This is a genomic window from Pollutimonas thiosulfatoxidans, assembly GCF_004022565.1.
GTDB classification, from domain to species: domain Bacteria; phylum Pseudomonadota; class Gammaproteobacteria; order Burkholderiales; family Burkholderiaceae_B; genus Pusillimonas_D; species Pusillimonas_D thiosulfatoxidans.
The window spans coordinates 2,926,932-2,939,162 of sequence record NZ_CP022987.1; the positions used below are offsets into that span (position 1 = coordinate 2,926,932).

Here is a 12,231-nt window from a genome sequence, read left to right on the forward strand (position 1 = left end):
GAAAGAAGTGAAAAGAAGCGTATGTGCAAGCTTGATTTTAGCCCAGCGAGGCACAAGCGCCGTGAGCCAACATCAGGGCCTGGATGCCGAACGCATAAGGGCCAGGGCCCTGGCGCCGAATACATTGATGACCAGACCGGCCATGACGATCAGCCCACCAACCCACTGCACAGCGGCCAGCCGTTCGTCCAGCAGCACGGCCGAGGACACCAGCCCAATGATGGGAACCAGCAGGCTTAGCGGCGCCACCTTGCTGGCCGGATGATGCGTCAGCAGCCGCCCCCACAACACATAGCCAACGATCGTAGCCACCAGCGCCAGGTAAATGACAGCACCGACCCCCACGTAGCTGATGCCTGCCAGGCTGGCCAGCATCAAGTCCGGGCCTTCAAGGAACCACGACAAGACAAGAAAGGGAATGGGCGGAATCAAAGCGCCCCATATCACCAGGCCCACCATGTCGATCTGGCGGCCGGCCGTCTTGGCCACGATATTGCCCATCGCCCAGCTCAGCGCAGCGAACAAGGTCAGCACAAAACCCAACATCGACATCGTACGGACGTCAGCCCCCTGATGTATCAATACCAAACCTGCAACAGCCACCAGCATGCCCAGCACATTATGGCGACGCACGCCCTCGCCCAGCAAAAGCGCCGCTATCAGTACCGTAAAAAATGCCTGTGATTGCAGCACCAGCGACGCCAGGCCCGCCGGCATGCCGACCGACATGGCGGTGAAAAGGAACACGAACTGTCCAAGACTGATCGTAAGCCCATACAGGACAATGATGCGCCACGGCAAGGCGGGCCGCTTGATGAAAAAAACCGCGGGAAAGGCGACCAATGTAAAGCGCAGCGCACCCAACAACAAAGGCGGGATTTCGTCCAGCCCCACCTTGATGACAACGAAGTTCATTCCCCACGCCGTAATGACCACCAGCGCGGCCAACCAATCCTTCAAGGGCATAGAGTTCCTTCGCAGCGTGCTTCATGAAAACGGTATTATGCTTCAGGCAAGCACCATCACAAGTCCGTTTTTTACTGCGATCCGATTATGACTGTCTCCATCCTTAGTCTATACACCTATCCCGTCAAATCATGCGCCGGCATCGCACACTCTGAAGTGGGGCTCAGCCAGGGCGGACTGCATCGCGACCGGCAATGGGTCATTGTCGATGGGCACGGCATTTTCATGACGCAGCGGCAGTACCCCAGGATGGCCCTCATACGCCCACACCTTTCTTCCGCCGGCGACCTTACCCTGCATGCGCAGGGCATGCCGGTGCTGACGGTGCCCTGGCTTACGGACACTTCCGAACCCACCCAGATTCCCGTCACCATCTGGCGCAGTCACACACTGGGGTTCGACGAAGGTGATGCCGCTGCGAAGTGGCTGAGCGACTTTCTCGAGCTGCCCTGCCGCCTGCTGCGAGTACATCCTGAAGCAGAACGCTGTGCCAGCCCTGATCACGTCAATGCGTGGCGCGCACGCCACGAAGATGGAGCCCCTGGTTTTCCCGCAAAACATCGCTTTGGCTTTGCCGATGGCTTCCCCTTGCTGGTCACCAACCAGGGCTCGCTGGACGAGCTGAACCAACGCTTGCAGGCCAAGGGCCACGAACCCGTACCGATGAACCGCTTTCGGCCCAACGTTGTCCTGTCCGGCCTGCCCGCTTACGAAGAGGACTACTTGGCCGGCATGCGCGCGGGTGTCCTGACTTTTGCTTTCGTCAAGCGTTGCGGCCGTTGTCCTGTGCCCAACATTGATCACCTCACAGCCAAGGTCGGTACGGAACCGGGCATCACCCTGGCCGAGCATCGCCAGTTTCCAGAAGGCGTGCTGTTTGGCGTCAACGCGGTCGTGGCAGGGGTCAGCCCGGGAACCCGGCTGGGCATAGGCGACAGCGTCGAGCTCATGTACGACGTCTGACAGCGTCAGTACAGACTCAATTGCCTGGGCTCTTGCGCCTGCCGGTCACGCTCCAGTTCGGTAATGGACCGCAACCCGCTGACACGTACGCCGAGCAAGCGGATCTTGCGATCCAGAGGAATCCGCTTCAGGCATAAGCCCGCTGCCCTGTGGATGGCGGCTCCGTCAACAATGGCAGACGGCAAGGTAATGTCGCGGGTCACTGTGCGGAAGTCGTCGAAGCGCAGCTTGATACCGACGCTGCGGCAGGCGTAGCCCTTGCGCGACAGGTCCGACTCCAGCCGCGTGCATAGTTCCAGGAAGACCTGCGAAAGCAGGGCACGATCGTGGCGCACATGCAGGTCGCGCTCGAAGGTGGTTTCTCGACTGATCGACTTGGGCTCGGAATGCGTGACGACCGGCCTGTCATCAATGCCGTGTGCAACGCTCAATAACCAGCGTGCGTAGCTCAGCCCAAAATGCTGCTGCAGCAAATCGGGCGCAGCCTGCGCCAATTGTGCAATGGTTTCGATGCCGATAGCAGCCAGACGCGCATTGGCCTTGGGGCCTATGCCATTCACCTTGCCCACCGGCAAGGGCCAGATCCGGCCCAACAAGTTGTCTTCAGAAATAATTGTGATGCCGTCAGGCTTATCGAGGTCGGAGGCGATCTTGGACAACAGCTTGTTGGGAGAGATGCCGATGGAACAGGTCAGGCCGGTGGCCTCGCGCACCGCCGTCTTGATGCGCCGGGCCAGCGTCAGCGTGTCGTCCGGCAGCAAGGTCAGGTCAACATAGATTTCGTCAATACCGCGGTCTTCGATATGCGGCGCAACGGTTGCCACGGCGTTCTTGAACAGGCCGGAGTAACGGCGGTAGGCGGCAAAGTCAGTGGGCAACAGCACGGCCTCGGGTGCCAATTGGGCCGCCTTCATCATGCCCATGGCCGAAAACACGCCCAGCGCGCGCGCCTCGTAAGTTGAGGTGGTCACGACGCCGCGACCGACATAGCCGCGCAGATAGGAGAACTCCCGGCTGCCATCGGCCAGCACGCGCGGCTGCGCGGCCGACCCTGCACCTATGACCACCGGCCGCCCCCGCAGTTCGGGGTAGCGGAGCAGCTCTACCGAGGCATAAAACGCGTCCATATCGACATGGGCGATACGGCGCGGGGCAAGAGTCGGGGTGGGCTCGGGTTCCATAATGACCGCTGGATGAATACACAGCGGATTATAGGTGAATGCCCGCGGATCATGCCCGTTGCGTGGTCACCATCCCGGCCAGCATCTGGGCAGTCACGGCTGATAGCGTCCAGCCAAGATGTCCATGCCCGGTGTTATAGAAGACACCGGACCGCTTGCCAGCGCGCACACGGGGCATCATGTCGGGCATCATGGGGCGCAGGCCCGTCCACGGCACCACGCGCGAGGTGTCGACATTGGGGAAGCTGCGCCGGACCCAGTCGGTTAGCGGTTGTATGCGGTCAGCGCGTATGTCCTTGTTGTAGCCATTGAACTCCGCCGTACCGGCAACCCGAAAGCGGTTCCGGCCCAAGCGGCTGGTCACGATCTTTGCCTCTTCGTCCAACAGGCTGATCCATGGCGCGGCCTGGGCACTTCTTTCGTCATCCAGATTGACCGTAATGGAGTAGCCTTTTACCGGATAGATATTGATGCGATCGCCCAGCATCGCGCCAAAGCGCCGACTTGCTGTCCCGGCACAAATGACGACGGCGTCCACACTAAGCTGTTCTTGCTCGGTACCGCCGGCTTGCTTCAGCAAGACACGATGCCCACGGCCCTGAGGCGTAATGGATGTCACCTCGGAATCCATACGAAACTGCACCCCCATACGCTCACAGGCTTGGGCCAGGCCGCAGGTGAACTTGTGAATATCACCCGTGGCGTCAGAAGGCGTATAAAAGCCGCCATAACAATCGCGCTGTACAGCCGGCTCAAGACGCTGGGCTTCCTGCGGATCGACTTCGTGTCGTTCCAGGCCACCCTCACGCAGCAAGGCATTGACCCGGCGCCCCGCCTCAAAGCTTTTGCGGTCGTAATAAAGGTGCAGTATGCCCCGCTGCTCCAGGTCAAAGTCGATGTCTGCTTCTTCAGCCATCTGATACAGGTGTTGCCGGGCCGCGATGGCCAGCCGGGTCGTCTCGACCGTGTTCTGGCGATAGTTGGACACATTGCGCATGAACTCCGCCATCCACGAGTACTTGTGCCAGCTGAACGAGGGGTTCACCAACAAGGGGGCGTCGCGCCGAAACATCCAGCGTATGCCTTTGATCAGGGTGGAGGTGTTGTTCCAGACTTCTGCGTTGCTGGCCGAGAGCTGGCCGCCGTTGGCGTAAGAGGTCTCCATGGCGCAATAGCGTTGGCGATCAATAACGGTAACTTCGCAGCCCAATTTGCGCAGGGCATAGGCTGAGGTAACGCCGGTAATACCGGCGCCAATAACGGCTACATGGTGCATGAGAGCGCTCCAATGGAATGGTGGCTGCCGCCTTATGACGGCAACGCCCCATCTGTCTTGGTACCTGAGAGTTTCACTGCCGTATCGGCCAGTTCCCCTTCGGTGGGCCACTTTGGGCCGCTCTCCAGATTGTCAGTAGGCATGCAGTCCTGTTGCCTGAGAGTTTCCGGGGCGGTTGCTCCGTCGGCGCCGGCGTGGAGCCGGTCTCTTCTGCATGCTTGTTGTACGACGCGACAGATGATACCCGGGCGCCTCGATATCCGCAACGCTGCGTGGCGGCATGCACCCAAGCAGCGATCCATACCCACTTTGCGCGTCAGGAGAAGCTTGCCAGAACATAAGGCGATACCTACGATGCATCTTCAATACACCTCCAAGGAATGGATATGCAGATAGGTATGCTTAAGCTTGCTGGCATGCAAGACGAACACTGTGCCGCCAAACTTGCCCAGGCGCTTAAAGCGGTCAAAGGCGTCGAAGACGCCAAGGTTTCATTCGACCAAAACCGGGCCACGGTGTCGTTCGACGAATTCCTGGTGTCGACCCAGCGCTTGCAAGTGGCTGTCGAAGATGCCGGCTTTCAGATTGCCAAGCCGGTGCATGGCGAAGATGGCGAATGTTGCGGAGGCTGCGGCGGCTAAAGACGCATTACAATTCCCGCATGCAACGTTGCCGCTGGTGTTCCGACGATCCCATCTACCAAGCCTATCACGATACCGAATGGGGCGTGCCGTCCCACGACGCCCGGCACCTATTCGAAAAACTGCTGCTGGAAGGCTTTCAGGCGGGTCTGTCGTGGATTACCGTGCTGAAAAAGCGGCCGCATTACCGCGATGTCATGTTCAACTTCGATGCCCAGGCGCTGGCAACCATGAGCGACGACTACATCGAGACCCTGATGCAAGACGCCGGCATCATCCGCAACCGCTTGAAATTGAATGCGGCACGCAGCAATGCACGCGCCTGGCTGGAGCTATCCGACCCCGTCGACTACTTATGGTCTTTTGTCGGCGGCAAGCCCGTTATCCATCACTACGCTGCTCATCAAGACATTCCGGTAATTTCGCCGGAGGCGCAAACCATGAGCCGGGCGCTTAAAAAGGCCGGGTTCACTTTCGTGGGCCCGACCATTTGTCATTCCTACCTGCAAGCGGTCGGCGGGTTCATGGACCACACGACCGACTGCTTCAGGCACGCGGCGCTGTCAACTACACAACGGTAAGCGTCACATCCACATTGCCACGCGTGGCATTGGAATAGGGGCATACGATGTGGGCCTTATCGACCAGAGCCTGCGCTTGATCGCGCGCCATGCCAGGCACCGAAATTTTCAGCTCCACTTCGATGCCAAAGCCATCGGGAATGGGGCCAATACCCACCGTGCCCTGGATGTTGGTGTCATCGGGCAAAGAGACTTTCTCGCGCGAGGCGACAAGTTTCAGCGCTCCGAGAAAGCACGCGGAATAGCCGGCAGCGAACAACTGCTCGGGATTAGTGCCTTCGCCACCCGCACCGCCCAGCTCTTTGGGGGTCACGAGCTTCACGTCAAGAATGCCGTCGGATGACACAGCCCGACCATCACGACCGCCGGTGGCTGTGGCCTGTGCACGATAAAGGACTTTTTCTACGGACATGGGTATCTCCTGAAGGTTAAGGGGCTGTCGCCCCGAAGAACTACTTTACGCGAGAACACGGCGTGCAGTACGAATAACAGCGTTCACGTATCGCGGTTGCCATCATCCCGCCCGAGGAGGCTTTGCAGCACCCGCAGTCCCTTGTCGTCCTCTACCAGCGACACCGCTACGCGAAAATGGGTCGAGGGCGTTTGGGTCGGTGAGAACAGCACGCCGGGTCCGATCAGCAAGCCCCGCGCCGCGGCCCGCCGCGCAAGCACTTCAGTATCCATGCCGCAATCCGCCCACACAAACATGCCGGCATGAGGTTCATGCGGAATGGTGCAGCCCATGGCGAGCAGACGGCGTAGGCATTCGTCCCGGGCGTCATTGACGCGGACACGCAATCGCTCAAGATGGCGGCGGTACTGGCCTTCCACGAGTATGCGATATACCACCTGCTCGCCCAGCTGTGGCGTGGTCAAGCCACCCAGCAGCTTCGTATCCGTCAGTCGATCGATAAGATCCCGCTTGCCCGCTATGTAGCCTACACGCAGGCTTGCCGCCAAGGTTTTGGAATAACCTCCCACCAGCAAGACCCGGTTCAGCCTGTCCAATGCGGCCAATCGCATGGGTTCGCCCGGATGGAGATCGGCATAGGTGTCATCCTCTACCAGCAGAAAGTCGAACTGCTCGGCAATGCGCAACACTTCGTACGCCACCCCGGCCGACAAGGTATGACCTGTAGGATTGTGCACCGCTGAATTAACAATGAACAGCACGGGCTTATGCAATTGCGCCAGTTGCGCAAGCGCCCTGACGTCCGGACCATCGGGCAGGCGCGGTACGCCGACCACACGCGCGCCCAACGCCGTCAGACGACCGAAAATCATGAACCACCCAGGGTCCTCCACGAGCACGGTGTCGCCCGGGCGAATAAACGTACGCGAGATCAAGTCCAGCCCGTGGGTAACGCCGGCCACTGTCATCAGATGATGGTCCGGATGCGCCGGCACGTCTTGCGCCTGCAGGCCTGAAGCCACTTGTTGACGCAGCGCCAGCAAGCCTTTGGGCACCCCGTAGCCCAGCAGGCTGCGCCCACCGCTGCGGCCCACATTGCGCACCGCCGCAGATACCATCTCGTGGTTAAGCCACGCCGGCGGCAGCAGACCCGCCGTGCTGGGCACGGGCATGCCTGCGACTTCGCGAAACATGCTGCGCAGCAGGAAGAGGGTATCGAAGGCAGCCTCTGGGTCGGGCGGCAGGCCAGCGGCTTCAGCGGAAGCAGCCATCGCCGGTGTCGGCGCCAGCACATAAAAACCCGCCCCGCGCCGCGATCTTATCAGGCCCTGCGCGGCGAGCTTCTCGTAGGCTTGCACCACCGTAAAGCGACTAAGTCCCGCTTCCTGAGCCATCGTGCGCACCGAAGACAGGCGAGTGCCGGCCCGCAGGCCATGGTTACGAATACGCTCGGCCAGATGTGTAGCCAGCTGGTCTGCCAGCGATACACCGGACCGACGCATGGGAGTCCAGGTCAGCATCGGGATACCCGTAGAAAGTGTCATGCAAAATGAACCAAGCCAGTTGCAATAGTGAACCGCAAAACTGTACCGGTACTGTACTGCGATTATCGCTTAGCATGACACCTTCCCAGCCATTTTTCCAGCCGTTTCCATGACGTCCAATGTCTTATTGTCGCTAGCACTTTTTGCCTTCGTGAACTCCATCACTCCCGGGCCGAACAACGTCATGTTGACCGCGTCAGGCGCAAGCTTCGGTTATCGCCGCAGCCTGCCCCATATGCTGGGCATCACTTTAGGCGTCGCCATCATGCTATTGCTGGTGGGGGCGGGACTGGGCACCGTTTTTGAAGCCATGCCTGGCCTATATGTCGCCCTGAAGTACATCGGCGCGGTCTACTTGTTGTACCTGGCCTGGCGGATAGCGCGCGCCGGCGCGGTCGAAGCAGGAGAAACCGCCGGCAAGCCGTTCACCTTCCTGCAAGCGGCTGCCTTTCAGTGGGTAAACCCCAAGGCATGGATCATGGCCGTGGGCATCATCGCCACCTACATGCCGCGCGAGCCATTTCTAAGCAACCTGATCACTGCGGTGATCGTCCTGTCGCTCATCAATTTCCCCAGCATCAGCCTGTGGACTTTGTGCGGCAGCGCGGTGCGCCGCGCCCTGCGCAAGCCTGCGGCGATCCAGTGGTTCAACCGTTGCATGGCTTTGTTACTAGTGGCCTCGCTATACCCCATCGTATTGCCGCTTTTCGCTGCCTAAGCCAGCGGCCCAGCGGCAAGCCGCAATCAGGCAGCAGGTTTACGCCGATTTGCCCGCTCGCCGGAATAGTAGTCGCGCTTGGCCTCGTACATGGCCATGTCGGCGCGCCGCAAGGCGGCATCCAGGCGTTCGCCCGGCTGACACGTTGCAATCCCCATGGAAAAACTCAATGAGGGACCACCGTAAAACTGGTTGTTCAGGTCGATCAACTTTTGAATGCTGTCCAGCGTCAGCTGGCCTGTCTGTTCATCTGTCGCCGGCATCAGGATGGCGAACTCGTCGCCACCGATGCGAGCCGCCTGCCATGGCTTGTCTATCGCTTTGGTCAGCACCTCGCCAGTGCGGCGCAGCAGCGCATCGCCGACAGAGTGTCCCAAGCTGTCGTTGGTATCCTTCAAATCGTTCAAGTCGATGATGATTACCGTAACGGGCATCGGCCCAATCCGCTCAAGCCGTGCCAGTTCTTCCACGTAGAAAGAGCGGTTCTTCAACTTGGTCAGTACATCGTGTTTGCCCAGGTATTCCAGATAGGCCTCTGCCTTCTTGCGCGCCGTAATGTCGGTCAGGGCCAACAGCACCAGGCCCCAATCGTGCTCGCGGCCGGGAAAGACCGAGAACTGCATATGTATGTGTAGTGCATTGCCATCCAGCGAGTAATTCACCACCTCTCGTTGCTGAAACAAAGTCCCCTGCCATAAATCGACTAATTGCTCTCTGAAGTGCGGCCGCATTTCGTCGCGGAACACTTCAGGCAAACGTGCCAGCAAGTCGGCCTTATCGGGCGCGTGATACATGTAAAGCGTATAGCGATTTACGTCCAGAACCTTTATTTCTGCCAGACAGCGATCGACGAACTCTGGATGGACATCGGTAAAGGTCCGGAAGTCTGTAATGCCTTGCTCGCGGATTTCTTCCAGCAAGCCCTTCACCCCCGAGAAATCTTCCACCCATAGCGACACGGGCGCTTGCTGAAAGACGCCTTCCGCATATTGCTGGCTGGCCAACACCCGCTGATGCGCTTGCTCCAGCTCGGTGATGTCGTCCACCGTTAGCAGCACCCGGCTCCAGGTAGCTTCGTGCCCAGGCAACACGACGCCTTTTAGCTGGATGTCCAGGCGTCGCCCATCAAGCGCATAGTTGACGGTCTTGCTCTCGAACGAGCCGTTACCCGACCACAACTGGACCAGCTCGTCCATAAAGGAGCCACCCGTGATGTCAGACAGCACGTAGTCAAGGCGATCTGCCAATTCCTCGAACGACGCTGCACCATAAAGGGTCAGCGTGCGCTGATTGACGCGCAATACGCTTATGCTTGCGGCGCACTCCTGCAGCCGCGCGGCATCCCCGTCCAAATGGGCACGCAAGTCCGTAATGCCTTGAGACTTCCAGGTTTCGAACAAGCTACGCAAGCGGCTGTAGTCTTCCAGCCACAAGGACGTCGGGGCCACGTCGAAAAGATCCGGCACAGTCGCATCCGGCACGAGGTTTTTATTCTTTGTTTGCATTAGGCTACGCCGGTGTATGGGCGATAAAGATAATATTGCTTACGGAAAGCCAAACAGTATATGTGCTTGCTCCGTGAAACGCCATTAAATGCCTGTCCACCGGGCGGCATGAGGCTTGCTAGCCGGACTGACCAAGTTCAAACGGGGGATAGCAAATGACCACCAAGCAAAACGAAGACACCGTCAAGAAACAGCCGAAGCCAGAGCCAGACGTAACGACGGACAAGGACGAGCCCATCAACATATCGTCGGCGGATGACGTTGATGTCGACGAAGACAATGACGTCAGCGATCTCGGTACGACCGAGCCGCCGCCGACCAAACCAGACTAAACCCGCTTCCAATATCGATTTGTCTCTTGATTGGTTCGCACTTATACCTAGTGCTTGATTTGCTCGGCCCGCCGCACTAGGCTTGCCATTGCACTCAAACCAATAAAGAGAACTCCATGCAACTTACCAAGCCCAAGATCGGCCTGGCGCTGGGCAGCGGATCGGCACGGGGCTGGTCGCACATCGGCATCATCAGAGTACTTGAAGAAGCGGGCATCGTTCCAGACATCGTCTGCGGCACCTCTATCGGCTCGCTGGTAGGGGCTGCCTACGCGGATGGACAACTGGAGTCCCTGGAGAAGTGGGTCCGCAGCCTGACCTGGCAAGGGGTCATGGGACTGCTCGATTTCACGATCAACGGCGGCCTGATCCATGGCGAAAGGCTTTTCGCTTTTCTTCGCACCCACCTCAGCAACAAAGACATTGCCTCATTTCCGAAAGCCTTTGGCGCCGTTGCCACCGAGCTCGTCACCGGGCGTGAGGTCTGGTTGCGGGAGGGTTCTGTTATTGATGCGCTGCGCGCTTCGACCGCCTTGCCCGGCCTGTTTAAGCCGCATCAGATAGATGGCCGCCTGCTGGTTGACGGCGCGCTGGTCAACCCCGTGCCGGTATCGCTATGTCGCGCCATGGGCGCCGACCTGGTCATCGCCGTCGATTTGAACTCCGACCTGATAGGCCGACATTTCGACCTTAGTGACCCGCCGGAACAGCCCAAGGCGGCCGAGCCATCCAGTACGTTTTCAACGGTATTGGACAAGCTTCCCATGAAGCTGGGACGCCTGCGTAGCGGGCCGCCCGCCTCCCCCCAAATGCCCTCCATCCTCGATGTGCTGAGCATCAGCCTGAACATCATGCAAGTACGCATTACCCGCAGCCGTCTGGCCGGCGAACCTGCCGACGTACTCATCCGCCCCCGGCTGGCCAACTTTGCGCTGATGGACTACCACCGCGCAGCGCAAGCAATAGAGGAAGGCGAGCATGCTGCCCACCGTGCCTTGCACGAGATAAAGGAACTGACGGGGCGGCGTTGAGCACAGACCCAGCATGTACACTTCACGGCATGCTACGCATCGACAACCTCAGCAAACGCTACGGCGACCATCAACTATTCCAGGGGCTCACCTATAGCTTCCCGCCGGGATGCGTCGCGCTGTGCGAAGAAGAGAGCACCGGTAAATCGACCTTGCTTGGCATTATCGCGGGCGTTATTGCACCGGACGACGGGGACGTTTGGATAGACGGGCATTCGCTGATCCAGGCGCCGCTGCAAGCGCAGGCCCGCCTGGCCTACGTGCCGGACGATTGCCTGGCTTCTTCATCCCAGACAGGGCGCGGGTTGCTCGAGCAAGTCGCCTCGGAAAAAAACACAACGCTCAATCATGCCGTGCTGGACCTGGCATACCGCTTGGGACTGGAGCCGCATCTGGACAAGCGTTTCGAGCAGATGTCGACGGGTACGCGGCGGAAGGTCTTCCTGACTGCCGCAGCCATGGGAAATCCGGTCGTCATCATCGCAGACGGGCCCAGCAACGGCTTGGACAAGCAGGCTCGCAGCGTGCTGGCTGAACAGTTCAGCACCTGGGGCCGGGATCGCGTCGTACTGTTCGCCAGTCATGACCCCGAGTTTGTACAAGCCTGCGGGGCGGTCGCGGTGAAGGTCGCAGCGCTGCGCTAGGCGTGCCGCCACGATCTTGCTTACTGCACCGCCTTGGGAAAGACACTCCCCCCGTCTCGAACCAAGGCTTTCACCTCATCGCTGACTTCCATCGGGCTGCGCTTCAAACGGGCCAGTAGCTCTTTGGGTGGCCGTACGGATGACGTCGTATCGTGCTCTGCGCTCCACATGATGATGCTAAGCAGGATAGGAATAAGGTCCAGACCTCTTTCAGTCAGCGTGTAGAAATCCTTGCGCCGGTCGCTAGGGCTGGGAGCCCTCGACAGTATCCCTTGCTGCTCAAGAAAAGCCAGCCTTGAGGCCAGGACGTTGGTCGCGATGCCCTCTGCCGACTTCATGAATTCGCCATAGGTCTTCTTGCCGGAAAAAACGATGTCTCGAATGATCAGGAGCGACCATCTGTCGCCGAAGACCTCCACACCGTAGTTCACCGGGCA

Annotated in this window: 14 protein-coding genes and 1 riboswitch; of the genes, 7 read left to right on the forward strand and 7 right to left on the reverse strand. The window is 59.4% G+C overall.

Annotation, left to right across the window (positions count from 1 at the left end; all coding sequences use genetic code 11):
- Window positions 1-72: 72 nt before the first annotated feature.
- Entirely contained in the window at window positions 73-966 is an 894-nt protein-coding gene (locus tag CKA81_RS14240; protein ID WP_128355881.1) for an EamA family transporter, read from the reverse strand.
- 87 nt (window positions 967-1,053) lie between these two features.
- On the opposite strand from CKA81_RS14240, the gene CKA81_RS14245 reads away from it, so the two are divergent.
- Complete coding sequence (locus CKA81_RS14245) at window positions 1,054-1,929, forward strand: MOSC domain-containing protein (protein WP_128355882.1); 876 nt, start codon at window positions 1,054-1,056, stop codon at window positions 1,927-1,929.
- 5 nt (window positions 1,930-1,934) lie between these two features.
- Here the strand turns inward: CKA81_RS14245 and dinB are convergent, their stop codons facing one another.
- Window positions 1,935-3,110: a DNA polymerase IV gene (gene dinB / locus CKA81_RS14250; protein WP_128355883.1), complete on the reverse strand. Its 1,176-nt coding sequence runs from the start codon at window positions 3,108-3,110 to the stop codon at window positions 1,935-1,937.
- Window positions 3,111-3,159: 49 nt separating this feature from the next.
- On the reverse strand, window positions 3,160-4,386 hold the full coding sequence (locus CKA81_RS14255) for a D-amino acid dehydrogenase (RefSeq protein ID WP_128355884.1): 1,227 nt from the start codon (window positions 4,384-4,386) through the stop codon (window positions 3,160-3,162).
- Between the two features lie 134 nt (window positions 4,387-4,520).
- Window positions 4,521-4,609, reverse strand: a riboswitch (glycine riboswitch).
- Between the two features lie 175 nt (window positions 4,610-4,784).
- On the opposite strand from CKA81_RS14255, the gene CKA81_RS14260 reads away from it, so the two are divergent.
- Complete coding sequence (locus CKA81_RS14260; protein ID WP_228255730.1) at window positions 4,785-5,027, forward strand: heavy-metal-associated domain-containing protein; 243 nt, start codon at window positions 4,785-4,787, stop codon at window positions 5,025-5,027.
- Between the two features lie 20 nt (window positions 5,028-5,047).
- A complete protein-coding gene (locus tag CKA81_RS14265) occupies window positions 5,048-5,608 on the forward strand; it encodes a DNA-3-methyladenine glycosylase I (RefSeq protein WP_128355886.1) in 561 nt (186 codons plus the stop codon).
- On the opposite strand, the gene CKA81_RS14270 is transcribed toward CKA81_RS14265, so the two are convergent.
- Together CKA81_RS14270 and CKA81_RS14275 are read right to left on the reverse strand one after the other, a co-directional pair.
- Entirely contained in the window at window positions 5,595-6,020 is a 426-nt protein-coding gene (locus CKA81_RS14270; RefSeq protein WP_128355887.1) for an organic hydroperoxide resistance protein, read from the reverse strand. The genes CKA81_RS14265 and CKA81_RS14270 overlap by 14 nt on opposite strands.
- A gap of 83 nt (window positions 6,021-6,103) precedes the next feature.
- The gene (locus CKA81_RS14275) at window positions 6,104-7,564 is read right to left on the reverse strand and encodes an aminotransferase-like domain-containing protein (protein WP_128355888.1); all 1,461 of its coding nucleotides are present in this window, start codon (window positions 7,562-7,564) and stop codon (window positions 6,104-6,106) included.
- A 109-nt stretch (window positions 7,565-7,673) separates the two neighbouring features.
- On the opposite strand from CKA81_RS14275, the gene CKA81_RS14280 reads away from it, so the two are divergent.
- Window positions 7,674-8,282: a LysE family translocator gene (locus tag CKA81_RS14280; protein WP_128355889.1), complete on the forward strand. Its 609-nt coding sequence runs from the start codon at window positions 7,674-7,676 to the stop codon at window positions 8,280-8,282.
- Window positions 8,283-8,308: 26 nt separating this feature from the next.
- On the opposite strand, the gene CKA81_RS14285 is transcribed toward CKA81_RS14280, so the two are convergent.
- On the reverse strand, window positions 8,309-9,787 hold the full coding sequence (locus CKA81_RS14285) for a sensor domain-containing diguanylate cyclase (protein WP_128355890.1): 1,479 nt from the start codon (window positions 9,785-9,787) through the stop codon (window positions 8,309-8,311).
- A gap of 155 nt (window positions 9,788-9,942) precedes the next feature.
- Here CKA81_RS14285 and CKA81_RS17115 point away from each other — a divergent pair, with 155 nt between their 5' ends.
- The 3 genes from CKA81_RS17115 (at window position 9,943) to CKA81_RS14295 (ending at window position 11,794) form a co-directional block, all read left to right on the forward strand.
- Window positions 9,943-10,119, forward strand: coding sequence for a hypothetical protein (locus CKA81_RS17115; RefSeq protein WP_164878413.1), 177 nt, complete (start codon window positions 9,943-9,945; stop codon window positions 10,117-10,119).
- Between the two features lie 116 nt (window positions 10,120-10,235).
- Window positions 10,236-11,150, forward strand: a complete 915-nt coding sequence (rssA, locus tag CKA81_RS14290) for a patatin-like phospholipase RssA (RefSeq protein WP_128355891.1) — start codon at window positions 10,236-10,238, stop codon at window positions 11,148-11,150.
- Window positions 11,151-11,179: 29 nt separating this feature from the next.
- Window positions 11,180-11,794, forward strand: a complete 615-nt coding sequence (locus CKA81_RS14295) for an ABC transporter ATP-binding protein (protein WP_128355892.1) — start codon at window positions 11,180-11,182, stop codon at window positions 11,792-11,794.
- 20 nt (window positions 11,795-11,814) lie between these two features.
- Here the strand turns inward: CKA81_RS14295 and CKA81_RS14300 are convergent, their stop codons facing one another.
- Window positions 11,815-12,225, reverse strand: a complete 411-nt coding sequence (locus CKA81_RS14300) for a winged helix-turn-helix transcriptional regulator (RefSeq protein WP_317135163.1) — start codon at window positions 12,223-12,225, stop codon at window positions 11,815-11,817.
- Window positions 12,226-12,231 lie beyond the last annotated feature (6 nt).

Coding starts and splice junctions, on each gene's coding strand:
- CKA81_RS14270 (WP_128355887.1), bottom strand. CDS start 6,020: ATGTCCGTAGAAAAAGTCCTTTATCGTGCACAGGCCACAGCCACCGGC.
- rssA (WP_128355891.1), top strand. CDS start 10,236: ATGCAACTTACCAAGCCCAAGATCGGCCTGGCGCTGGGCAGCGGATCG.
- CKA81_RS14275 (WP_128355888.1), bottom strand. CDS start 7,564: ATGACACTTTCTACGGGTATCCCGATGCTGACCTGGACTCCCATGCGT.
- dinB (WP_128355883.1), bottom strand. CDS start 3,110: ATGGAACCCGAGCCCACCCCGACTCTTGCCCCGCGCCGTATCGCCCAT.
- CKA81_RS14255 (WP_128355884.1), bottom strand. CDS start 4,386: ATGCACCATGTAGCCGTTATTGGCGCCGGTATTACCGGCGTTACCTCA.
- CKA81_RS17115 (WP_164878413.1), top strand. CDS start 9,943: ATGACCACCAAGCAAAACGAAGACACCGTCAAGAAACAGCCGAAGCCA.
- CKA81_RS14295 (WP_128355892.1), top strand. CDS start 11,180: ATGCTACGCATCGACAACCTCAGCAAACGCTACGGCGACCATCAACTA.
- CKA81_RS14285 (WP_128355890.1), bottom strand. CDS start 9,787: ATGCAAACAAAGAATAAAAACCTCGTGCCGGATGCGACTGTGCCGGAT.
- CKA81_RS14265 (WP_128355886.1), top strand. CDS start 5,048: ATGCAACGTTGCCGCTGGTGTTCCGACGATCCCATCTACCAAGCCTAT.
- CKA81_RS14260 (WP_228255730.1), top strand. CDS start 4,785: ATGCTTAAGCTTGCTGGCATGCAAGACGAACACTGTGCCGCCAAACTT.
- CKA81_RS14280 (WP_128355889.1), top strand. CDS start 7,674: ATGACGTCCAATGTCTTATTGTCGCTAGCACTTTTTGCCTTCGTGAAC.
- CKA81_RS14245 (WP_128355882.1), top strand. CDS start 1,054: ATGACTGTCTCCATCCTTAGTCTATACACCTATCCCGTCAAATCATGC.
- CKA81_RS14240 (WP_128355881.1), bottom strand. CDS start 966: ATGCCCTTGAAGGATTGGTTGGCCGCGCTGGTGGTCATTACGGCGTGG.